Origin of the sequence: Rathayibacter sp. PhB186 (genome assembly GCF_003751825.1) — a bacterium.
Taxonomy (GTDB): Bacteria; Actinomycetota; Actinomycetes; order Actinomycetales; family Microbacteriaceae; genus Rathayibacter; species Rathayibacter festucae.
Window position 1 is genome coordinate 94,491 of sequence record NZ_RJKO01000007.1, and the last position, 23,038, is coordinate 117,528.

Below are 23,038 nucleotides of genomic sequence, written 5' to 3' on the forward strand. Positions count from 1 at the left end.
CGTCGCTGCGGTCCGGGCTGTGGGGTGCGGCACTGCCGCGGTGACGCCGCCGCGGCGCGGACGCCCGAGCGGCCGTGCAGCGGGTGGTCGGGTAGGCGCTTCTCGACCTTCCCGAGGGAGGGCGAACCGCGTGCTCGCGGACCTCCGGGGGCGAACCTCCGGAGCGGGTGCCGAGCCTGTGGAAGGATTCAGGGAGCCTCCCAGCTTCGTCAGGATAGGGACTCGCGGACGCGCGACACACCACCCCGAGGGGGGTCGGAGCGGCAGACAGCCGCTCACCTTCGTCCGGCTACTGCAGAGCTGCCAGCACGACAGCGGCCGCCCGCGCGACGAGGGCGTCGTCGTAGTCCGCCTCCGGGTCGTTGCGGGAGGTCAGGACGGACAGCACGATCGGGTCGCGGCCGGGGGGCGTGACGACGGCGATGTCGTTGCGGAGGCCGCCCGCTCCGCCCGACTTGTCCGCGACCGTCCAGCCCTCGGGAGCGCCCGCGCGGATCAGCGCGTCGCCGGTCGCGTTGCCGCTCATCCAGTCCAGGAGCAGCGCGCGATCCGCGCTGGGAAGGGCCTCGCCGAGTGCGACGGCGGTGAGATCGGCGGTGAACGCCGCCGGAGTCGTGGTGTTCGCGGTGCCGCCCGGTGCGATCGTGTTGAGGGCGGGCTCCTCGTCGACCACGTCGGTCGTCGTGTCGCCGAGCTGCTCGAGGGCCCGGTCGAGGGCGGCCGGTCCGCCGAGGCGGTCGAGCACCAGGTTCAGCGCCGTGTTGTCGCTGCGGCGGACCGCGGCCTCGGCCAGCTGCGCCAGCGGCAGCCCGCCGTCGATGCTCTCGCTCGTGACCGGGGAGTAGCCGGCGGCCTCGACGTCGGCCGCGGTCCAGGTGACGACCTCGTCGCGCTCGCCGACGGGGACGCTGCGCAGGAACTCCGCGGCGGCCAGCGCCTTGATGCTCGACGCGTAGCCGAAGCGCTCGTCCTGCCGGTGCAGGACCTGCCGGCCGCTGCCGGTGTCGACGGCGCTGACGCCGATCCGCGCGTCGAACTCGGCCTCGAGGGCGGCGAGCTCGGCGGAGACGTCGACGGGGGCGGGTTCCGGAGACGATGCGGCGGAGATCGACGGGAGCGCCGTCGGCGGACTCGAGGTGGCGGGCCCGCTCGGCGCCGCGCACCCGGAGAGCACGAGTGCGAGGCCGGCGGCGAGGACGGGGAGGGATCGGGTGGGCGATCCGGGGCGGTGGCGGCTCACAGGACGGAGTAGACGACGACGAAGGCGAGCGCGGCCGCCGCCGTGACCGCGACGGCTGCGAGGGCGATCGGCCCCCGCGGTCGCCTCCGGATGACCGCGAGAGCGAGGAACGCCGTGCCGAGGACGATCTCGAGCCACCAGTAGACCGGGCTGGTGGTGTCGGCGACGTTCTGCAGGGCCCAGACGCCCTCGCCGATCAGGACGCCGGACAGCGGGGCGACCGCGAGCACGCGCCAGGGCGTCGAGCCGTGCAGCGTCAGGGCGGCGGCGGCGCCGAGGATCGGTCCGGCCGGCACGGCCAGCAGCCAGAACACGTCGGTGAAGGGCGGGGAGTAGCCGAAGCCGCGCGCGGCGGTCACCAGGTCGTAGCCCTCCAGCAGGGCCCAGAAGGTCAGGAGGCCGAGCGCCGCCGCCGCCACGGGCCGCGCGCCGCCGAGCCGCACCAGCGCGAAGACCAGCATCGACCAGCCGCCCGAGGAGTTGGCGAAGGAGTTCACCGGCCCGGGCAGCGAGCCCTGCAGGAGGCTGGTGAGCCCGCCCAGGAGCAGGCCGCCGACCAGGGCGACGAGGAGGGCGCGCACGAGGCGCGGGCGGGACGGGGCAGAAGGCATGAGTCGATTCTCGGAGGTCCTGGGCGGGGCGGCATCGGGGATGACCCTGATCGGGGTGCTGGGGGTTGAGTGCTGGGGCGGGCGGGTCTCGATACGCGCCTTCGGCGCTGCTCGACCGGCAAGGAGCGGGCGGGTCTGCACGCCTCCCGAGTACAGCCCCACCCGCCGCCGCGCCCACCGTGACGGAGCTGCTGCAGGTCGACGCTCCGCACCGGGAGCTGCTGGACGAGCTGCTCGACAAGTGGTCGCTGCAGGTGCTCGATCAGCTCTGCGAGCAGCCGCTGCGCTTCAACGAGCTGCGGCGGGCCGTTCCGGCGGTGGGGCAGAAGTCGCTGACCGCGACGCTGCGCCGGCTCGAGCGCAACGGGATGATCAGCCGCGTCGTCCTCGAGACCCGGCCGATCGCGGTCGAGTACCGCATCTCGCCGATCGGGGACACGCTGAACGAGCTGGTCGACGCGCTGCTGCGCTGGACCGACCGCCAGCTGCCGGCGGTGCAGGCGGCGCGGGCGCGGTACGACGGGGCGGAGCCGGCGGCGGGTGGGGGTGCGGTGGATCTCGATACGCGCCCTGCGGGCGCTACTCGAGCAGCATGAGGGGGCGCACTGCGGATGCTGGTCGAGCAGCATGAGGGGGCGCACTGCGGATGCTGGTCGAGCAGCATGAGGGGGCGGGCCTGCGTCGTGCTGGTCGAGGAGCCGCGGAGCGGCGTATCGAGGCCCGGCGTCCCTGCTCGAGCTAGGCGAGGCCGCCGTTCACGAAGAGGACCTGGCCGTTGATCCAGCGGCCGGGGCCGGCGAGGAAGGCGACGGTCTCGGCGATGTCGGCGGGCTGCCCGAGGCGCTCGAGCGGCACCGCGCCGGCGAGGCGGGCGACGTCCTCCTCCGACTTGCCGTCGAGGAACAGGGGAGTGGCGGTCGGTCCGGGCGCGACGGCGTTGACGGTGATGTCCTTCCCGCGCAGCTCGCGGGCGAGGACGAGCGTGAGCGCCTCGACGGCCGCCTTCGACGCGACGTAGGGGCCGTAGCCGGGGAACGAGGTTCGGGTGACGCTGGTGGAGAAGGTGATGATCGCCCCGCCCGGTCGCAGTCGGGCCGCCGTGAGCTGCGCGATGACGAACGGGCCGCGGATGTTGGTGCGGTGCATCCGGTCGAGGTCCGCGAGATCGAAGGTCGCCACGGGGCCGAGGATCATGATGCCGGCGGTGTTCACCACGACGTCGAGGCCGCCGAGCGCGTCCTCCGCCGCGGCGAAGGCCGCGCCCATCGCGTCCTCGTCGGCGACGTCTCCGCCGACGACCACGGCCTCGACACCGTGCTTGCGTGCGGCAACCGCGACCTCCTCGGCGCGCTCGCGGTTGCCGGAGTAGTGCACGGCCACCGAGAGCCCGTCGCGGGCGAGCCGCTCGACCACGGCGCGGCCGATACCGCCGGACCCTCCGGTCACGAGGGCGGTGCGGGGCTGGTCCTGGGTGGTCATCGGTTCTCTCCCTGAGCTGCGGTCGTGGCGGGGACGTCGGTGTCGGCGGGGCTCAGCAGGTCCTGCATCCGGATCCGCTCGTAGAACTCGCGGCGGACCGCGTCGCCGAGCGCGAAGACGCGGGCGGCGCCGTCGTCGGCCGGGTCGATGACGACGCGGAAGGGGCGCTCGCCGCGGGGCAGCCCGACGACGCGGGTGATCTCGACGGCGATCTCGCGCGGGTCCGCGTCGGCCGGTGCGAGCTCTGCGAGGCGCGCCGAGACGTCGTCCATCAGGCCCGGATAGCGGTCCTCGTAGGCGGCGGCGATCTCCGCGCGCGCGGCCCGGCCGGCGTGCGCGAAGTGGTTGGTGCCCGTCGTGTACGAGCCGGGGACGACGATGACGGTGTCGATCCCGAAGCGCGCGACCTCGACCGCGCAGCCGACGGCCAGCGCGTCCTCCGCCGCCTTCGCCGCGAAGTACGGCCCGAGGTACGGGGGCGTGCCGCCGCGGGAGCTGGACGAGCCGACCCAGACGAGCAGGCCGTCCTCCTGCGCGCGGAGGATCGGCAGCACCGCGTGGTTGAGCCGCTGGGTCGAGAGCACGTTGACGTCGTAGACCTCGGCGAGCTGCTCGACGGTGAACGCCTCGGTCGGCCCGAGGACCATGTGGCCGGCGTTGTGCACCACCACATCGATCCGCTCGCTCTCCTCGGCGATCCGGGCGACGGCGGCGTCGACCGACGCCTGGTCGGAGACGTCGAGCTCGACCGGGCGGAGGTCGACGCCGTGCCCGCGGGCGAAGGCGCGGGCGTCCTCGGCGGCGGGGGCGTTGCGGCCGTCCATCGCCCGCATGCCCGCGTAGACGCGGTGGCCGGCGAGGGCGAGCTCGCGGACGGTCATCGCCCCGAAGCCGCTGGAGGCGCCCGAGACGATCACGACTCTCGACATGGTGGTCCTTTCCTGGGGGAGAACGGGTCGGTTCCACTCTCGGTCGGGCGCGGCCGCCGCGGTGTCGTGATCCTGCGCAGGAGGAGCGCGATCCTGCGGAGTCGGTCGTCTTGTTACCGTGAACAATCTGCATTAGGTTCAGCGTGGCGACGAGGATCCCCCGTCCTCCCAGTAGCTCGACAGGTGTTGCGCAACTCGCGCTTTCCGCCTTCCCCACATCGGATTCAGAGGCGAATCCGGAGAGGAACCGTCAATGTCGACGTCCCCCCACCTGAAGAGTCCGGATGCGAGAAGACCGGGTTCGAGAAGACCGGATTCCAGACGACCCGACCCGAGGGCGATGCGCGCACTCGTCACCGCCGCGGCAGCGTCGGTCGCGCTGCTCGCGTCCTGCGCGGTCCCGGTGACAGCCGCTGCGGCAGCCGATGCGGTCCCGTCTCCCGAGCAGAGCCTGCTCGCGGACTTCACCTTCGATGCCGCCCCGAGCAACGGCGCGTTCGTCGATCGCAGCACCCGCGCTGCCGTCCAGGGAGCGGCGAACCTGGTCCCCGGCAACACGGGCCAGGGCACAGCCGCGCGCCTCTCGTCGGCCTCATGGCTCGACCTGACCGCCACGGACGGCACGGCGCTCCTGGCCGGCCGGCAGAACGTGACGATCTCGTACGACAGCAAGCCCGACGCCTCGGCGAACACCGGCTGGGCCGTCTTCGCCGCCCGCTCGGCGACGCGTCAGGAGTACGCCCAGGAGCACTACCTCGGCGTCCTCGATCGGACCTCGGGGATCGCGGTCGAGCGGTACGACAACACGAACGGCCGGAACACGGCCGGCAACCTGGCCACGACGGCGACGAACGCCGAGTGGAAGCACGTCGATCTGGTCGTCACGGAGACGACGACGCGTCTCTTCGTCGACAGGAAGCCGGTCGCCGTCAACGGCTCCGGGGTCCCGCTGACCCAGATCCTCGGCTCGTCCGGCGGAGTCCTCCAGGTGGGCAAGGCGAACTGGGGCGGGGGAGAGTACTTCTCCGGCCTGATCGACAACCTGCGCATCTACGACCGGGCGCTCTCCGGCACGGAGCTGGGCGCGGAGAACCCGGCGGTCACCTCCGACGCGGGCGCCGCACTGGCCGTGCCGGCCACCGTGCTCGGCGACCTGCCGTCCCGCGTCCTCGGCAAGCAGGTCACCTGGAGCGCCACCGGCGCCGGAGCGGGCCGCGTGCAGTCGAACGGAGCGATCGACACGTCGGGCCTCGGCACCGGGACCGCCGCCGTGACGCTCACCGCCGCCGTCGAGGGCAGCAGCCAGACCTTCCGCTGGGACAGCCGCATCGCCGCACCCGGCGGACGGATCGCGACCTACGTCAAGACGGTGACGACCACCGCCGGGACGAAGGACGACCCGCTGGCCTACAACGACGACCGCCGCGCCGACGCGCTGTACGCCGCGGCACTGCCCGCCGGCGGCAGCAGCTGGGAGCCGCTGAACCGCTCCCAGGCGATCCTGTACGTCGCGAACGACGGCGATCAGGCCTCGAAGCCGAACGCGCAGGTGGGTTCGCCGAGCCTCTTCCGCTTCGCGAACGGCGGACTCGGCGCCGTGTCGTCGCAGAACAACGCGACCGACTCGGTCTACGTGTGGACCTCGCCCGAGGGCAGCACGTTCTCGCAGCAGCGTGCCGTGCGGATCGCTCCCGGCTCGGTCGTGACCGACCCGCGGATCGTGTTCGACGCCACGGCGCAGAAGTACAAGGTGTTCTGGACGGACCTGCTCACCGGTGAGGGACGGGTGACGGTCCTCGCGGACCTGACCGCGGCCACTCCTCTCGGCGTCACGTCGAAGGCGGACACCCGGGTCCTCGGCGTCGAAGGCGCAGGACTCCCGTCCTGGGCCGCGCAGAGCCAGGCGAGCGAGCTCGCGGTGACGGCCGCCGAGTTCGACGTCTTCTACAAGAACTACGTCGACCTCCAGAACACGGGCGTCGAGAAGATCGACGCCGCGGTCGCCCAGGGGGCCGGAGCCGGCGGAGTCGCCGCCGCGCTCCCGAAGCAGGCGACGCTGACCTACAACGACGGCTCGAAGAAGAGCCTCAACGTCGACTGGCAGGACGACCTCTCCGGAGTGGACACCGCCAAGCCGGGCAGCTACCAGGTCTCGGGCACCGTCCAGCAGGACCCCGAGGAGATGGTGAGCGACGCCCGCGCCGATCCGCACGTCTTCTTCAACCCGGACGACGGCTACTACTACCTCACCGGATCGCACTACGGCCAGTCCTCCCTCGGACCGATCGAGGAGAGCTCGAGCTACCGCAAGATCGGCCTCAAGCGGGCCACGACGCTCGCGGGGCTGCAGGACGCGCCGGAGCAGATCGTCATCGACCCGGACAAGGGCACGCCCGGCAAGGAGGGGCAGTATCCGAACACGTTCTACGGCTGGGGCGGCTTCATCTGGGCGCAGGAGTTCCACAAGATCAACGGCACCTGGTGGATCGTCGCCGGGATGAACAAGGGCTACGCCCCCGTCGGCGGCTTCTGCGACAACACCGTCCTCATTCCCTACACGGGCACCGACGCATCGATCGCCGCGGGCGGCTTCTTCGACCAGACCAAGTGGGGCGAGCCCGTCGTCCTCGACGGCGCCGCGTTCGACGTCAGCTACTTCGAGCGCACCGAGGCGGGCAAGCAGCAGGGCTACTGGATCATGCCCTCCGGCGGCCAGATCCTGATCGGCAAGGCCGTCTCCGGCCCGAAGGGGACAGTCCCCCTCGTCGACGGCCAGCTCACGCGCGTCTACGGCGAGAGCCAGCCGTGGGAGATCGGCAAGCTCGCACCCACTCCCAGCGACACGACCGAAGGACGCGACCAGGGAGTCGTCGAGGCGCCCTTCATGGTGCAGCAGGGCGACACCATCTCGATCACCTACTCAGGCGGCACGGTGGACAAGTACTACAGCCTCGGACTCCTGAGCACGACCGCGACGGCGGACCTGCAGGATCCCGCGAGCTGGAAGCAGACCGCGTTCCCGGTCCTCGACACCAACGACACCTTCACCGGTCGTCTGGGAGCGGACGAGACGAACTACTACACGAAGCAGCAGGCCGGAACGGGTCACAACTCGTTCGCGAAGGACGAGTCCGGCAACCTCGTCCTGGCCTATCACGCCCGCCCGTACCAGGACCCGCACCTGGCGACGGATCCGGTGAACGCCGGGGGCCTGTTCGACTCCGACCGCAACACCTGGCTGAAGGGCGTCAACGTCCGGGCCAACGGCACCCTCGACCTGTCGCTGACGAAGACCCAGGAGGTGGCACCGGGGAACCGGACCGTCACCGCCACCGTCGTCGTCCGGGGAACGACCCCGACGGTGACCGCCACCGCCTCGTCGCGGTGCGTCGCGGGGAAGGCCGTCGTCACGGTCGTCACCAAGAACGCCGGCGCCGCCGCCGCAGTGGTCACCTGGGCGACGCCGTGGGGTGAGCGCACCCAGAGCATCGGCGCGCAGAAGACCGCCTCTCTCGCGATCACGACCCGGGCCGCCGGCATCACGGCGGGGACCCTCACCGGGACGTCCGTCGCAGGAGGCGCGAGCACGCCCGTCACCGCGGCCTACCCCGCCGCTCGCTGCGGATAGGGCGCCGGGAGTGGGGCCGGTCCGCGGGCCGGCCCCACTCCCGCGACCCTCCACCCTCTGACTTCGATCCGCACCGGATCAGGGCAGGCAGCGCTGCCTCGCCCCGACATGAAGGAGTTCCCATGAAACCCACCACACGATGGCGCGCCGCCCTGGTCGGCGCGCTCGCCTCGGTGGTCCTCGCAGCCGGCGTGGCACTGCCGGCCGTCCCGGCGACCGCTGCCGACGATCTCCTCGTCCGCTACGACTTCTCCCAGCTCTCCGGCACGACGGTCCCCGATGCCTCCGGCGGCGGGCGCACCGCGATCCTCCGCGGCTCCGGAGCACAGATCTCGGGGAGCGAGCTCGTCCTTCCGGGAGGCGCGAGCGGCAGCGCCGCGGCCTACCTCGAACTGCCGCGCGGCCTCATCGACGGTCGCGACACCCTCACCATCCAGGCCTGGCTGCGCAACGACACCGGAGCGGGCAACTACGCCGCCGTGTTCTTCGGGACGGCCGAGAGCCCGCCGTCCCAGTACTGGCTGCTCAACCCCCGCGACCCCGGCGGGCACTTCAAATCGGTCATCACCGCGAGCCGCAACCCGCAGGCGCCGTGGACGACCGAAGCGGGCATCCCCGCGAGCGGACCGACCGGGCCCACCACCGACGCCTCCTGGGGCCTCTACACCACCGTCCTGCAGCCTGGGAAGCTGACCGGCTACTACAACGGCCGCCTCATCGCCGAGACCGTGACGAACCGATCGGTCAGCGATCTGGGCACCGACCTCGTCGGCTACATCGGCCGCTCGTCCTACGCCGACCCCTTCTACAAGGGCGGCGTGCGCGACTTCCAGATCCGCACCAGCGCTCTCTCCGCCCAGCAGGTGGCGGACAGCTACTGGAGCGGCGTGGACGTCGGTGTCCGCACCGCGGCCCTCGCCTCCGACGCGGCGGCCATCGACCTCGGACCCTCCCGCGTGAGCTCGGACCTCGCACTCCCCACCACCGGCGCGCAGGGCTCGAGCATCCGGTGGACGAGCTCCGACCCGTCCCGCATCAGCAGCACGGGAACAGTCAACCGGCCCTCCGGCTCCGCCGACGCCGCCGTCACCCTGACCGCGACCCTCACCCTCGGGGGCGCCTCGACCACCCGCGACGTCCCACTCATCGTCGCCGCGCAGAACGCCCAGGCCGACCTCGACGCGCTCGCCGAGAGCATCGTCCTCCGCCCGACGCTCGCCGACGGCGAGCTGCTCCCCACAGCTCCCGCCGGCGCGACCCTCACCTGGCGCACCACGACCGCCGGTGTGAGCATCGCAGCGGGCGCGGTGCGCACGAGCAGCACGGCGGCCGTGTCCGCGACCGTCACGGGGGAGCTCCGCTCCGGAACGGCCACCACGACGAAGACCTTCTCCGTCCGCGTCCTCCCGGCGGGCCAGGCCCGCTACCTCCTCGCCTACGAGCGCACGGCGCTGGGATCGCAGGAGTACGGCAGCAACGTCGCGTACAGCATGCACCTCGGCCTCGGTACGACCCGCACCAGCACCGAAGCGCTCAACGACAACACCGGAGTCCTGTTCGCCGACGCTCAGCCCACCGGCGTGCTGGATGTCGTGCAGACCCGGACGCTCCGCGACCCCTACGTCTTCCAGCTCGCGACCGGCGGCTACGGCGTGCTCGCCACCCGCACGCTCACCAACGGCGACGTCGACCCCGAGCGCCGCGGAACGCCGCTCTACTTCACCACCCAGGACCTCGTCTCCTACGAACCGCGTGGCTTCGTCGACCTCGGGGTGACCGTGGCCTCCGAGCCGCGCGCCGTCTGGGACTCGGCGGCCAAGCAGTACCGAGTGACCTGGAAGGACGCGGCGGGAGCGGACTTCTCGCGGTCCTTCACCGACCTCGCCGCCGCGGGAACCCGCGGCGACCTGCGCCGAGGCGCGATCTCGCTGCCCGATGCCGCCGTCTCCACCTCGATCACCGGAGCCGTGCCGTCCAACCTGCTGGTCGTCCCCGCCGACACCGCCTCCTCGCTCGAGAAGCGACTGGGCCGGATCCGGAACACCACCGTGGCCGTCGACGCCGCGACCGTCCCGCAGGGGGCGGCGGTGCCCGCGCTCGGGGCAGCGACCCTCGGCTACTCGGACGGCTCCACGAAGAAGCTGCCCGTCGACTGGTCGGCCGCCGATCTGGCCGCCGTGGACACGACCACGCCGGGGACCTACCAGGTCAGCGGAACCGTGCGACAGCGCGACTACGCGGCGCCGTTCCTCCGTGCCGAGGCGGACCCGGACATCCTCCGCTGGAAGGACCGCTACCTCTTCATCTCCACGGACGACCGCGGCGACGACCAGCCCGGCATGTTCCTGCGGAGCTCCCCGACCATCGACGGCCTCCGCACCGCCGCCGACAGCATGGTCGTCGCACAGGGCACGGCCGGCATCGCCGGCTGCTACTGGGCGCCCGAGCTGCACGATCTCGACGGCGAGCTCTACATCTACTACTCGCCCTGCATCGGCGCGATCGACTGGCAGCGCGTGACGTCCTATGTGCAGAAGCTCAAGACCGGCGGCGACCCGACACGTCTCGCCGACTGGGAGACGCCTCGCCCCGTCCTCAAGCAGGACGGCACGGCGCTCCAGCGCGATGCTCAGCACCCCGGCATCAGCCTCGACATGACGGTCTTCCAGGACGGCGGCCGCACCTACGTGTCCTGGTCGCAGCGCTACGTCACCGGCGGTGTCATCGGCGACGCCGAGCTCTGGATCGCCACCATCGATCCCGCGAACCCGTGGCGCCTCACCAGCGAACCGCGCAAGCTCGTCACCGCCTCCTACGGCTGGGAGACCAACCTCACGAACGTCGCGGAAGGAGCGACGGCCATCACCCACAACGGGAAGGTCTACCTGACCTACTCGGGATCGGGAACCGATCGCACGTACGCCGTCGGCCTCATGACCGCCCCGTCCGGCGCCGATCTCACCGATCAGACGGTCTGGGCCAAGTCCGACGCTCCGCTCCTGAAGAGCGACCCGGCCGCGAACCTGTGGGGCCCTGGACACAACAGCTTCACGGTCGACGAGGACGGCAACGAGGTCCTGGTCTTCCACGCCCGCTCGAACGGGAGCAGCAACCGCGACACCTACCTCCGCCGGATCCACTGGGCCGCCGACGGGGGACCGGTCCTCGACATGAGCGCCGCGGAAGAGGTGCTCACCGCGAATCGCACGGTCCGCGCCACCATCACCGTCCAGGCGTCGGCCGTCACCGTGACCGCGACCGCCACGACGCGCTGCATCTCCGGCAGGGCCGTCGTCACGATCACCACCCGCAACGCCGGCGCCGGCACGGCGGACGTCGCCTGGGTCACCTCCTGGGGCGCGCGCAGCCAGCAGATCGGTGCACAGAAGACGGGCACGCTGGCGATCACCACCCGGGCCGCCTCCCTGTCGGCCGGGACGCTCGAGGGAACCGCCACGGTGAACGGGGCCACCACTCCGGTGACGGCGACCTACCCCGCAGCACGCTGCAGCTGAGCCGACCGAGGGGGTCCGTCCACGTCGAGTGGGCGGGCCCCCTCTCGGCGTTCCCCGGCATCGCGCGCACGCCGGCGGCGCCGCGCAGCGAAGGACGACTCGGACCGGAGCTGGAGCGACAGGTGTGGTGATTCTCAGCTCTCGTATCCGAGTCGGTCGGCGAGGCACTCTCGAGAGAGAGGGGCAGGAGAGACACCGAGAATCGAAGGACGAGCGTGATCTCGCGTCGATTCTCGGGCGGGACGCCATGGCAATGGCAATGGCAATGGCAATGGCAATGGCAATGGCAATGGCAACGGCAAGGGCAAGGGCAAGGGCAAGGGCAAGGGCAAGGGCAATTCAAATGGCGATGGCGATGGCGATGAAAGATGTGAGTTTCCGAGTGATTCGGAATGCGCCGCGGGCGCGGCCTCGTCGATTCCAGAATCGTGACGCGGCAGGAGAAGACAGAAGGCCCCGGCCCGGCGAGGCGACCTCGTGCTGAGGTCGCTCGCCGGGCCGGGGCCCCGCAGGTGGATCTCTCGGACTACATTCCGTCGGAGAGCATCGCCTGCACGAGCTTCACGTGGCGCTCGGAGTTGAGCTCGGTGTACTCGGGGTTGTAGTTCAGGCCGTAGGGCCACATGTGGCCGCCGCCGCAGTTGATGGTCGCGGTGGGGCCGTCCCAGGTGCGCAGCAGCGGAAGGGCAGAGGTCCAGCCGTTGTTCTGGCAGCGGTCGACGAAGGCGTCGTAGCCGACTCCGACGGTGTGCGAGAGCTCGTGCAGGGCGGTGCCCTCCTGCATGTAGCCGCGGTCGGCGCCGAAGCGGATGGTGCCGTTCGGGTTCGCGTCGGCGGTGGGCACGCCGGGCACGTAGTAGACGGTGTAGAACCGGTCGATGTTCGAGAGGCGGTTGTAGCGCGCGACCGCCCGATCCATCGCATCGGTGATCCGGGCGTAGGCGTCGAGCTCGTCGGCGGAGGGGTTCGCTGAGCGGACGAGGGCGTAGGTCATCTTCTGCACGGTCGGGTCGGTGATGCTCCACCGCTGCACCTTCGAACCGGTGCAGGTCCACTGCTGGATCGCGGCCCCGTCGGTCTGAGCGAAGTCCTTGTCGTCGAGGCAGAGGTTGCTGTGGCGGTTGAGGATCTGGCTGGATCCGCCGCCGACGTCCGTGATCTGCCACTGCTGGTTGGGGGCTCCGGTGCAGGCCCACTGCCTCACCTCGGCGCCGGGAGTAGTGGCGAAGTCGAAGTCGTCCAAGCAGAGATTGCTGAAGACGTTCTTGATCTCGGCATAACCGGTTCCCAGATCCCGGATCTGCCACCGCTGGTTGGTCGCTTCCGAGCAGCTCCACTGGCGGACTTCGGCACCCGGCTGAGTGACGAAGTCGAAATCGTCCAGACACATGCTGCTGTGCTGATTGCGGATCTCCTGGGCAGCGCCGACCCCGACGGGCGCGGTCGCCGCCTCGGCCGGTGCGGCGGCGCCGAGGGTGGTCAGACCCGCGATCAGTGCTGCCGTCAGTGTTCCGAGGAGGCGTGTCGGGATGGTGGACTTCACTGTCCTGGACATGCGATGCCTTTCAGGTTCTTCGGCCGCCCTGACGGGTGGTCGACGTACTGATTCCTTCCACCGCGGATACGGTGAGAAGATGGTCGATCCGGCTTTCCGACGCATTCTTCAGGAGGTCGAGAGACGCGACTGAAGGAGAGTGAGAGGCCGGAATCCGGATCTTTCGGGGACGAGCGGATTGTTATCGTGAACACTCTTCCTGGTCCGATCTTCTGCGTGCCGGACGACTGCTGTCAAGCCGGAATGACGCCCCGAGTGGGGGACAGGTCGCCATGCCGAGTGCCATTCGGCTTTGTGAGCGATCGGCGTTCGAGAAGTATTCCGGATGCCGACGACTGTCCGTTATCCGCGAAATCGATATTTAACTTGTTACCGTGAACATTTGGTTGCTACGGTGAAGACGCCGCCACCGGGACGACACTCCTCCGTCCGCGGCCGGCCGATGGTTCGAAGCAGAGCCCGAGAGGATGCGTCACTGATGACGTCACGACTTCCGCGTTCCGGACGCCCCTCCGCCGAGTCGACCCGCGGCCGACGACGCAGGGCCGGCTGGCCGACCCTGGCGATCGCCGCACTGCTGCTGACCGGGGCGATGACCCCGCTCGGAGCAGCCGGCGCGGCGACCACCGTGCCGGAGCCGATCCTGCGCTACAGCTTCGACGAGGTCGGGACCTCGGCTGTCGTCGGGTCGGCGATCCCTGACGGGGCGGTCGTCACGGACGGAGCCTCGAGTCCGCACCCCGGCACCGTCGTCGGGTCCGGGGCTCGCTCGGTGGCCGGGCCCTCCGGGTCCGCCTCTGATCGCGCGCTCTCCCTCCCCGGAGGCGCGAGCGGATCGGCCGGCGCTTCCGTCCGGATCGCCCCGGGGCTGATCCCGGCCGACACTGTGGACGTCACGATGTCCGCGTGGCTGCTCTGGAGCGGCTCTCCGGAGTGCACCTGGCCCTTCACTCTGGGGTCGGGCGTCTCTGCGCACCTGCTCGCGACCACGCAGTGCGGCGCGTCCGCCTACGGGGCGCTCACGAACGGCACCGAGGTGCGCGCGTCCGCTCAGGCTCCGGTCCCCGCCGCCCGCTGGGTCCACATGGCCGTCGTCGTCGACGGCGGCGACTCCGTCTCGACCTACCTCGACGGCAGCCTGGTCGGGCGTGGGGTGACGACGTCCACCGCGGCGGCCGCGATCGGCTCCGGCACCTTCTCGGGCTACCTCGGCAAGTCGTTCTACGGCGCCGACGCCTTCTGGGCCGGTGCACTCGACGACGTCCGAGTGTGGTCCTCCGCGCTGTCCGCCGAGCAGGTCCAGCAGAGCGCCGCGGGTGTCCACTCCGCGCTCGCGACCAAGGACGCGGCGGTGTCGCTCGGCGGCACGTCCGCTGTCACCGCGGATCTGTTGCTCCCCGCCGGCGGTGCGAACGGCTCGACTCTCACCTGGTCCTCCAGCGCTCCCCGCACGGTCTCCAGCACCGGAGCGGTCACCCGGCCGCCCGCCGGCAGCTCCGATGCCGTCGTGCAGCTGACCCCGACCGCCACCCACGGGGCGGCGACCGTCATCGGCTCACCGATCACCGTCACCGTGAAGGCGTTCGCCGCCGGTGACAGCGCGCAGGCCGAGCTCGCTCGCGCCGTCGCCGACGCCGTGCGCAGCGACCCGGCGCTGCAGGGGCCGGTCCGCGGCAGTCTCTCGCTGCCCGACTCGGGAGCCGAGCTCGACGCGGTCGCCTCCCGAGCGGGAGCCGCGGACGCGGTGATCGAGTGGTCCTCCTCCGCACCGGCCGTCGTCAGCGCCGTCGATGAGGGCGCGGAGCCGGACGTCGTCCGGAAGGGCTCGGTCACCCGCGGGAGCACCGACACCCCCGTCACTCTGACCGCCACCGTGCGCGTCGACGGGACGACGCCGGTGACGGTGTCGCTGCCGGTCACGGTGCTCGCCGCCGCGCCTCTCGACCCCGCCGACCTGAACGCCTACCTGTTCGTCTACTTCACCGGCGACAGCGTCGAGGGCGAGAAGCTGCGCTTCGCGACGTCCGACGGCGACAACGCCCTGCAGTGGAAGACCCTCAACGACGCCCAGCCGGTCCTCACCTCGACCGAGGGGACCCAGGGGCTCCGAGACCCGTACATCCTGCGCTCGGCCGAGGGCGATCGCTTCTTCCTCCTCGCGACCGACCTCTCCGTCGGCCGCTCGGGCTGGGGAGACGCGACCAGCAACGGCAGCCGCCACCTGGAGGTCTGGGAGTCCACCGATCTCGTGAACTGGGGCGAGCAGCGCCACATCGAGGTCAACGTCCCGAACGCCGGGATGACCTGGGCGCCCGAGGCGACCTACGACCCGGCCATCGACGCCTACGTCGTCTACTGGACCTCCTCGATGTACCTCGACGATGCGCGCACCCGGCCCGACGGCAACGGGCCGCAGATCGTCACCTCGATCACCCGCGACTTCCGCACCTTCACCGAGCCCGAGCCCTGGTTCGCCTCCGCCGACGTCGCCGGGCTGAACAAGGGCAACGGCCTGATCGACGCGACGGTGCTCAGGGAGGGCGATCAGTACTACCGCTTCACCAAGGCCACCCAGTCCTCCGGGTGCCCGTCGCCGGACATCATCGCCCAGCGCTCCAGCGACCTCCGCGCCACCACCGCCTCCGGCGCCTGGAGCCTCCTCGACACCTGCATCGGCCGCACCGCCGGCACTCCCGAGGTGGAGGGACCCGAGATCTTCCGCGCCAACCCCGGCGACACCAGCGGCTACCGGTACTTCCTCTGGGTCGACAACTACGGGGGAGTGGGCTACATCCCGCTCGCGACGAACTCGCTCGAGGGCGACATCCAGTGGACCTACCCCGCCGCGTTCTCGCTGCCGAGCTCGCCCCGGCACGGCTCCGTCCTGTCGATCACGGCGAAGGAGCGCGACGCGCTCGCCGCGAAGTGGAACCCGGCCCTCCTGGTCACCTCCGTGAAGCCCGTCGCCGCCACCGCCCCGGCCGGCGCCACGACGGTGGCACTGCCGGCCACCGTCTCGGCCGGCTTCCGGGACGGCCACAGCGAGACCGTCGGCGTGACCTGGCGCACGGCCGACCTCTCAGGACTGAAGAAGGCCGGCGACACCGTCCAGGTGACGGGACGGCTGCAGAACTCGTCGGCGACCCTCGCCGTGGCGACGATCACGGCCACGGCGCCCCCGGCGGCCCCCGCCATCACGGCGACCGCTACGGCGTCGACCCGCTGCGTGCAGGGCAAGGTCGTCCTCTCGGTCGTCGCGACGAACCCGAACGCCTTCCCGGTGAAGATGGTCGTCACCTCGACCTCGGGCTCGAAGACGTTCGAGGAGGTGGCCGCCGGCAAGTCGGTCACCCACTCGTTCACGACCCGCACCGCTGCTCTGCCCGCCGGCTCCGCGTCCGCCACGGCCACCGCGTTCGTCGCGGGCAAGCCCGCCACCGCGACGGCCGCCGCGCCGTACGCGGCGGCGAACTGCGGCTGACGCGCTCGCGCCTCCCACCGACCTCACCGACCACCCGACACCACCGACCCCACACCACTGAACCGGACGGCGACGACGCCGTCTCGAGAACGGAGAACACCCGCATGCAGAACCACACCTCCACGGCTCGCTCCTTCCTCCTCCGCGGAACCGCCGGCATCGCCGGAGGCCTGCTCCTGCTCGGCGTCGCCGGCACCGCGTTCGCCGACGAGCAGCAGGGCGCCGACGACGTCGACGTGAACGTGCAGATCGCGCCGCTGACGACACCCGGCTCGCTCTCGATGACGGTCGCGAGCGACGCCACCGCGCTGACCGAGAACGGCTCGAACAGCGTGGCCCGGCAGTTCACCGGCACCCTGCCCACAGTCACGGTCACCGACACCCGCGACGCCGCCGACATCCCCGCCGGCGCCGGCTGGTACGTGCTCGGCACCGCCAGCGACTTCACCTCGTCGACGGGTGACACGATCGGCGCGGAGAACCTCGGCTGGGCCCCGAACCTGATCGACGGCGGCGACTCGGGCCTGGTCGCCGAGGGCGACGTCGTCGACACCGCCCTCGACGGCGGCCCCGACGGCGTCGGCCTCGTCGATCAGGAGCTCCTCGCGATCACCAACGACAGCGCCGGAGTCGCCGAGGAGGGCTCCTGGACCGCGAACGCGGCCCTCACCCTCAAGACCCCCACCACCGTCGACGCCGGCGACTACAGCTCCACCCTCACCCTGTCCCTCTTCGAGTGACCCGGCGCACGCCGACCGAGTAGCCACCGGCGTGCCTCTTTCCTGCTGGTCGAGAAGCCGCCGCAGGCGGCGTATCGAGACCCACCCCGCCCACCACGGTGGATCTCGACACACCCCCTCCGCGACCTCCTCGATCAGCACGCCGACGTCCCCGCCCGCCACCGCCCGCCCCTTTCCCCCAGGGATGACCTTGCGCTCACCGCACCCCCGATCACTCGGCCTCCGCTCCTGATGGCAGCCTTCCGCCCTGACGCGGTTCCCATCACCTGCCGCTCCTGCGCCGCCGGCCGGTCCCTCGACGCCCTGATCCTCATCGAGCTCGCGCGAGGCGTGAACTGCGATGAATCGCGCCTGCTGTCGGCTCTGGCGGTTCGAGTGGATCACCGGATCGGCCTCGTGCAGTTGCGGTCACGACTCCGCGAGCTCGCGAACCGAGGCATGGTGCTCCTGGAAGGACACCGTCGAACGATGCTGCTGCGCATCGCGCAGTTCTCGATCACGCGTGCTGGGCGGGACTCCCTCGCCGCTCACGCGCGAGCGCTGGACCTCCTCGCGGAGGAGATCCATGTCGCGCTCCTCACCCGGCGCTGACGGCGACGCCGCCGAACCCACGCGCGCACCGAGGTCGGGACGGGGCCCGTGGTCGCTACGGTGCGGTGACAGGGCTCCGCGCGGTCGCCGGTCAGCCCGCAGGGCGGCCGCTCGTGCCCGTCCAGCAGCCACCGATGCGGCCACTCCTGCTGCCACGAAGAGCCACCGAGGCAGCCCATCGTGCTGGTCGAGTAGCCGCCTCCAGCGGCAGATCGAGCGGAGGGGGCGCCTTCGGTGCCGGCGCAGGGCGGGGAAGAGACAGCCGTCCTCACGCTGGGCGGGTCTCGATACGCCCCTTCGGGGCTACTCGACCAGCATGTCTGCGGACGTCTCTTCCCAGTAGACCCACCCGTTCGTCGAGTAGCCGCCTTCAGCGGCGTATCGAGACCCACCATCGCCGAGACATCCGGGAGCGAGTCTCCTCCACACTCGTCGATCCGACGGCGTTGTCCCCGATCAGCCCCTGGTTCCGGTCCCGGTGTCGGTGGCTCCTGCTTCAATACGCGTATGTCAAACGATGAGAACGCGGCAGCACTCGCGGAGGTGCGCGACTGCTTCACCGACGCCGCCGCCGCCGAGCGCGCCGCATCCCCGACGCGCCTGAGAACCGCGGAACGCATCCACCGCGGCTACCGCGTCGCGCTCACCGTCCCGGAATCGTTCGCTCGCGGCACGTCCCGCAGTGAGACCCGGGACCTCGTCGAGCGCTCCATCCGCGCCGAGCTCGCGGTCACGCTCGGCGTCTCCGAGCGAGACGTCTCGCGCCGCCTCGAGACCGCGCAGATGCTGATGGAGCACCTGCCGCTCACTCGCGCCCTGCTCAGGGACGCGCGGATCCTCTGGGAGGCGGGCGAGGCGATCTGCAGAACCGCGATCAGCCTTCCCGAGGCCTCCCGCGCGGCCCTCGACGAGCGCGCGGCCGACGCCGCGCTCACGATGACGACGACCCAGCTGCGCCGCGCCCTGAGTCGATGGCGCGAGGCGCTGCACGAGCAGCCCCTTACCGAGCGCCACTCCCGAGCCACGCTGAACCGCGCGGTCTGGGTCACCCCGGATGTCGACGGCATGGCCACGCTCTGCGTTCACGCTCCCGCGCCGGCGGTGACGGGCGCGTACGACCGCCTCCGCCGCATCGCGCGCACCCTCCGCGATGACGGCGACCCCCGCACCCTGCAGCAGCTCAGCGCGGACGCCGCGGTCGATCTGCTCTGCGACGGCGACATCGCCGGCACCACCCCGGACCCCGAGCACCGACCCGACCCGACCTTCGTCCCCGGAGTGCGGGCCGAGGTGCGCCTCACCCTCGCCGCCTCGACCGCGGTCGGTCTCGACGATGCGCCCGCGGATCTCGACGGCTACGGACCGGTCCCCGCACCGATCGCGCGCGAGCTGATCCGCACCGCAGCCTCCTTCACCCGCGTCCTCACCGACTCCGATACCGGCGCGGTCGTCTCCGTGGGCCGCACCTACCGCGTTCCACCGCCGCAGATGCGCCTGCACCTGCAGCTGCGGGACCAGACCTGCCGCTTCGCCGGCTGCACCCGGCCCGCCAGCACAAGCGAGGCCGACCACACCCTCGAGTGGCGCAACGGCGGGGAGACCTCCCTCGAGAACCTCGTCTCGCTCTGCACTTCGCACCACCACGTCCGGCACGGGGACCAGTGGAGCTACGACAGAATCGACGACCAGGGGACCCTCGTGTGGACGAGCCCCACCGGCCGGCGGATCATTAACCGCCCGCCCCCACTGCCCGGGCGGCCGCCCGACCCGCCCCCTCGGCCGCACTTCGTCGATGTTCCCGCACCGTTCTGACGGTGGGGGGATCTCGATACGCCCGCTGCGCGGGCTACTCGATCAGCATGCATCGCCCCCAGGACGTCGGTGCGAGCCCGCACGTACTGCAGGAACCGCGCGGGGTGTGCCGGCGTGCGTCCGCACATGCTGGTCGAGGAGCCCGAAGGGCGTGTCGAGACCCGCCGCGGTCAGGCAGGCACCCGCTCAGGCTGCGACACGGGGGACTCGGTGGGCACGGCGGCGGCGGCGACCGACGCCGGGTCCTCGCCGCTGCGCAGGGGGAGGAGGCGGAAATGCTGGCGGTAGGGGCCCTTCTCCGGGCTGTTGCTGTACTTCTCCGGGCGGGTCTGCACGTCCCAGTTGCCGCCCTGGAGGCCCTCCTGGGCGGCGTCGACCCGGACGACCGTCCTCGTCGACGCGGGGACCTCGTGCCAGTGCCGGCGGTCGGCCAGCTCGTCCGGGCTGTTCGGCTGAGCGTTGAAGAACATGTTCTCGACCGACGTGCCGCCGCCGGCCAGGACGAGCACGCCCGCGCCGCTGCCGTCGACGAGGGCGGCCCAGCGGGTGTCGGCCTTGTTCGCGCTGTCCTGCGGTCGGCTGTAGCGGGTCGGCTGGTCGGCGACGGCACCGCTCCAGCGGCCGAAGAACGCCGACGCGCGGCGGTCGGCGGACGACTCGTGCGGGCCGCGGCCGTGCCAGTGCAGGGTCGAGAGCTCCGGCGCGAGCCCGAACGTGGTGCCGACAACCTGCGGGTTCGGCGTGCCCTCGACCGGCGAGAAGGTGGAGAGCACGTCGACCTGGCCCGTGCCGTGGATCGTGTAGACGATCGACTGCGGAGAGGTCGTCACCCGGCCGCTCGGCCGGAACGGCACCGCCGTGGTCACCGACCCGTCGACCGTGATGCGGACGGCGCCCGGCGTCTCCTCGACGTCGACCCGATCGATCGCCCACTCCTCGCCGACGCCGCGCCAGGGCAGCGACGGCTCCGGACGCTCGAGCCGGATGTCCGGGATCGAGAGCTCGGGGTCGTTCGGGGTGCGCCAGAAGTTCGGCAGCAAAGGCGCGGCGAGCCGCTCGCGACCGCCGTAGCGGATCGAGGTCAGGCGCCCGGTGGAGCGGTCGACGGTCGCGGAGAACGCGGGCCCGCGCACGACGATCGCCGCGCCCTCCTCGGTCGCGGTCACCGGCGGCAGATCCCGCGGCGCCCGGCGGCGGGCGGGAGAGGCGTCGACGGGCAGCTCGAACTGGGCGCGCGCGACGACGTGTCCCTCCTCCGCCCAGGCGGTGGGCGCGGCGAGGGCCAGCTGCACGTCGAGGCGGTACTCGCGCGCCGCGTCCTGCGCAGCGGGCTCCTGCAGCGGGTAGGGCAGCGTGACCCGCCCCTCCTCCTGCGGGCCGATGGCCCACTCCGCGCCGGGCAGCGACCCCTGCTGCACCGGCTCGCCGTCCGCCGACACGGTCCAGTGCACGACGTAGCCGTCGAGCCCGGTGAACAGGTGCTCGTTCGCGACGAGGAGCTCGCCGGCGCGCAGATCGACCGCGGTGACGGAGACCGGCTGGTAGGCGAGCGCCGCCTCGGCCAGCTTCGGGGTCGGCGTGCGGTCGGCGAGGACGAGGCCGCTCATGTGGGCGCTCTCCTGATTCGGCTCGTCGCCCCAGTCGCCGCCGTAGGCGAGGAACTCCTCCTCGGGCCGATCGGGGCGCGGCCAGTACAGGCCCTTGTCGGCCCAGTCCCAGAGGAAGCCGCCGGGCATCGCGCGCGGGTCCTCGCGGGCGGCCGCCCAGTACTCCTCGAGGTAGCCGGAGGTGTTGCCCTGGCTGAAGGCGTACTCGACCAGCAGGTAGGGCCGCGGATCCCGGCGCGAGCGCTCGGCGAACTGCGCGACCGGCGGGTAGAAGTCGCCGTCGAAGTCCGAGAGACCGGCCGGGACGACCCAGGTGCCGGAGCCGACGGGGTCCTGATAGCTGACGGGGCGGGTCGGGTCGTGCTTCTTCGCCCACTCGTACATCGCCTGCAGGTTCGCGCCGACTCCGGACTCGTTGCCGATCGACCAGGCGATCACGCTGGGGTGGTTCTTGTCCCGCTCGACCATGCTGCGCATCCGCTGGAGCAGGGGAGCGCGCAGCTCGGGGCGGTCGCCGGGCAGGAAGGGCGCCCCGTCCTCGTCGATGCGGTTGATGTGCGTCTCGTTGTTCGCCTCGTCGACGAGGTAGAGCCCGTACTCGTCGGCCAGGTCGTACCAGCGCGGGTCGTTCGGGTAGTGCGAGGTGCGGACGGCGGTGATGTTGCTCTGCTTCATCAGCCGGATGTCCGCGATCATGTCGTCGCGGCTCAGCGTGCGGCCGGTGCGCGGGCTCCACTCGTGCCGGTTGACGCCGCGGAGCGAGACCGCCCGGCCGTTCACGAGCAGCACGCCGTCCACGATCTCGACGCGGCGGAAGCCGACCCGGACGGCGACGCGCTCGAGGACGGCGCCGGTCGCGTCGCTCAGCTCGACGACGAGCGTGGAGAGCTCGGGGGTCTCCGCGGACCAGAGTCGCGGGGCCGAGACGGGGATGCTCGCCAGGCTCGCCGCGCGGCCGTCGGCGTCGAGGGCGACCGTCCGGCTCTGCTCGCCCACCTCCGCCGCACCCGGCGCGGTGCCGTCGAACAGCCGCGTGCGGAGCTCGAGACCGGCCGCGGACGCCGCGGCGTGCGCGTCGATCGCGACGGCCACCTCGACCGACCCGGCGGTGAACGCGTCGTCGAGCGGGGTGCGCACCGTGACGTCGCGGATCATCGCCGCCGCGCGCGAGAGCAGCCGCACGCTCCGGAAGATCCCGGAGAGGCGGACGTTGTCCTGGTTCTCGAGGTAGGAGCCCGTGCACCAGCGGTGCACCTCGACCGCGAGGACGTTCGAGCCGGCCCGCACGTGCTCCGTGACCTCGAACTCGCCGGTCGTGTAGCTGTCCTCGCGGTAGCCGAGTCGCTGCCCGTTGAGCCAGACCGAGTATGCCGACTCCACGCCGTCGAACTGGAGGAAGGTGCGGCGCTCGGCCCAGCCGTCCGGCAGCTCGAAGGCGGTGCGGTACTGGCCGACCGGGTTGTAGAGGGTCGGCGCGTTCGGGTAGTCGCCGCGCGGGTCCGGCTGCTCGTGCCGCCCGTTCGCGCCGGTCCACGGCAGCACGAGATTGGTGCCGATAGGGAAGTCGTAGCCGTGCAGCTGCCAGCTGGCGGGGACCGGGATGGTCGGCCAGGCCGAGTCGTCCCAGTCCTCGGCCGCGAAGCCGTCCAGGCGGGCTGCCGGGTTCGGCGCCCAGTGGAAGCGCCAGTCGCCGTCGAGGCTGTGCGCGAGCGGCGTGCTCGCGCGGTCGCCCGCCAGTGCGGCGTCGAGCGTGGCGAAGGGGGTGAGCACGGCGTGCGCCGGCTCCGTGCCCCACTCGAACACGTCGGGGTCGTTCCACTCCTGGGCGAGGGTCATGCGGTGCTCCTTGG

13 protein-coding genes are annotated in these 23,038 nt (G+C 71.8%); 7 read left to right on the forward strand and 6 right to left on the reverse strand.

The features are described from left to right. Nucleotides 1-289: 289 nt before the first annotated feature. Nucleotides 290-1,240, reverse strand: a complete 951-nt coding sequence (gene bla, locus EDF45_RS16475; protein WP_123737080.1) for a class A beta-lactamase — start codon at nucleotides 1,238-1,240, stop codon at nucleotides 290-292. Further along, nucleotides 1,237-1,851, reverse strand: a complete 615-nt coding sequence (locus EDF45_RS16480; protein WP_148060316.1) for a DUF6518 family protein — start codon at nucleotides 1,849-1,851, stop codon at nucleotides 1,237-1,239. The genes bla and EDF45_RS16480 overlap by 4 nt, the downstream gene beginning before the upstream one ends. A 179-nt stretch (nucleotides 1,852-2,030) precedes the next feature. Between EDF45_RS16480 and EDF45_RS16485 the strand changes: the two genes are divergently transcribed. Further along, entirely contained in the window at nucleotides 2,031-2,447 is a 417-nt protein-coding gene (locus EDF45_RS16485) for a helix-turn-helix domain-containing protein (RefSeq protein WP_123737078.1), read from the forward strand. 142 nt (nucleotides 2,448-2,589) lie between these two features. Here the strand turns inward: EDF45_RS16485 and EDF45_RS16490 are convergent, their stop codons facing one another. After that, on the reverse strand, nucleotides 2,590-3,330 hold the full coding sequence (locus tag EDF45_RS16490) for an SDR family oxidoreductase (protein WP_123737077.1): 741 nt from the start codon (nucleotides 3,328-3,330) through the stop codon (nucleotides 2,590-2,592). Beyond that, nucleotides 3,327-4,259, reverse strand: coding sequence for an SDR family NAD(P)-dependent oxidoreductase (locus EDF45_RS16495; RefSeq protein WP_123737076.1), 933 nt, complete (start codon nucleotides 4,257-4,259; stop codon nucleotides 3,327-3,329). The genes EDF45_RS16490 and EDF45_RS16495 overlap by 4 nt, the downstream gene beginning before the upstream one ends. Nucleotides 4,260-4,599: 340 nt before the next feature. On the opposite strand from EDF45_RS16495, the gene EDF45_RS16500 reads away from it, so the two are divergent. Continuing rightward, nucleotides 4,600-7,887: a family 43 glycosylhydrolase gene (locus tag EDF45_RS16500; protein ID WP_185020231.1), complete on the forward strand. Its 3,288-nt coding sequence runs from the start codon at nucleotides 4,600-4,602 to the stop codon at nucleotides 7,885-7,887. Between the two features lie 122 nt (nucleotides 7,888-8,009). Further along, the gene (locus EDF45_RS16505) at nucleotides 8,010-11,402 is read left to right on the forward strand and encodes a family 43 glycosylhydrolase (protein ID WP_123737074.1); all 3,393 of its coding nucleotides are present in this window, start codon (nucleotides 8,010-8,012) and stop codon (nucleotides 11,400-11,402) included. Between the two features lie 526 nt (nucleotides 11,403-11,928). Here the strand turns inward: EDF45_RS16505 and EDF45_RS16515 are convergent. Beyond that, a complete protein-coding gene (locus EDF45_RS16515; RefSeq protein ID WP_185020232.1) occupies nucleotides 11,929-12,957 on the reverse strand; it encodes an RICIN domain-containing protein in 1,029 nt (342 codons plus the stop codon). Between the two features lie 478 nt (nucleotides 12,958-13,435). On the opposite strand from EDF45_RS16515, the gene EDF45_RS16520 reads away from it, so the two are divergent. The 4 genes from EDF45_RS16520 to EDF45_RS16535 all read left to right on the forward strand — a co-directional run bounded on the left by EDF45_RS16520 (nucleotide 13,436) and on the right by EDF45_RS16535 (nucleotide 19,581). After that, nucleotides 13,436-16,438 carry an immunoglobulin-like domain-containing protein gene (locus EDF45_RS16520; protein WP_185020233.1) on the forward strand — a complete coding sequence of 1,001 codons (3,003 nt, stop codon included), beginning with the start codon at nucleotides 13,436-13,438 and terminating at the stop codon, nucleotides 16,436-16,438. 104 nt (nucleotides 16,439-16,542) lie between these two features. After that, nucleotides 16,543-17,178, forward strand: coding sequence for a hypothetical protein (locus EDF45_RS16525; protein WP_123737071.1), 636 nt, complete (start codon nucleotides 16,543-16,545; stop codon nucleotides 17,176-17,178). Nucleotides 17,179-17,409: 231 nt separating this feature from the next. After that, entirely contained in the window at nucleotides 17,410-17,769 is a 360-nt protein-coding gene (locus EDF45_RS16530; protein WP_123737070.1) for a hypothetical protein, read from the forward strand. Between the two features lie 507 nt (nucleotides 17,770-18,276). Beyond that, nucleotides 18,277-19,581: an HNH endonuclease signature motif containing protein gene (locus EDF45_RS16535; protein WP_123737069.1), complete on the forward strand. Its 1,305-nt coding sequence runs from the start codon at nucleotides 18,277-18,279 to the stop codon at nucleotides 19,579-19,581. 170 nt (nucleotides 19,582-19,751) lie between these two features. Here the strand turns inward: EDF45_RS16535 and EDF45_RS16540 are convergent, their stop codons facing one another. Next, a complete protein-coding gene (locus EDF45_RS16540) occupies nucleotides 19,752-23,024 on the reverse strand; it encodes a glycoside hydrolase family 2 TIM barrel-domain containing protein (protein WP_123737068.1) in 3,273 nt (1,090 codons plus the stop codon). Nucleotides 23,025-23,038 lie beyond the last annotated feature (14 nt).

Bases quoted from the DNA above. Each gene is read 5' to 3' on its own strand.
- EDF45_RS16480 (WP_148060316.1), bottom strand. From the start codon at position 1,851: ATGCCTTCTGCCCCGTCCCGCCCGCGCCTCGTGCGCGCCCTCCTCGTC.
- EDF45_RS16490 (WP_123737077.1), bottom strand. From the start codon at position 3,330: ATGACCACCCAGGACCAGCCCCGCACCGCCCTCGTGACCGGAGGGTCC.
- EDF45_RS16495 (WP_123737076.1), bottom strand. From the start codon at position 4,259: ATGTCGAGAGTCGTGATCGTCTCGGGCGCCTCCAGCGGCTTCGGGGCG.
- EDF45_RS16500 (WP_185020231.1), top strand. From the start codon at position 4,600: ATGCGCGCACTCGTCACCGCCGCGGCAGCGTCGGTCGCGCTGCTCGCG.
- EDF45_RS16505 (WP_123737074.1), top strand. From the start codon at position 8,010: ATGAAACCCACCACACGATGGCGCGCCGCCCTGGTCGGCGCGCTCGCC.
- EDF45_RS16515 (WP_185020232.1), bottom strand. From the start codon at position 12,957: ATGTCCAGGACAGTGAAGTCCACCATCCCGACACGCCTCCTCGGAACA.
- EDF45_RS16520 (WP_185020233.1), top strand. From the start codon at position 13,436: ATGACGTCACGACTTCCGCGTTCCGGACGCCCCTCCGCCGAGTCGACC.
- EDF45_RS16525 (WP_123737071.1), top strand. From the start codon at position 16,543: ATGCAGAACCACACCTCCACGGCTCGCTCCTTCCTCCTCCGCGGAACC.
- EDF45_RS16530 (WP_123737070.1), top strand. From the start codon at position 17,410: ATGGCAGCCTTCCGCCCTGACGCGGTTCCCATCACCTGCCGCTCCTGC.
- EDF45_RS16535 (WP_123737069.1), top strand. From the start codon at position 18,277: ATGTCAAACGATGAGAACGCGGCAGCACTCGCGGAGGTGCGCGACTGC.
- EDF45_RS16540 (WP_123737068.1), bottom strand. From the start codon at position 23,024: ATGACCCTCGCCCAGGAGTGGAACGACCCCGACGTGTTCGAGTGGGGC.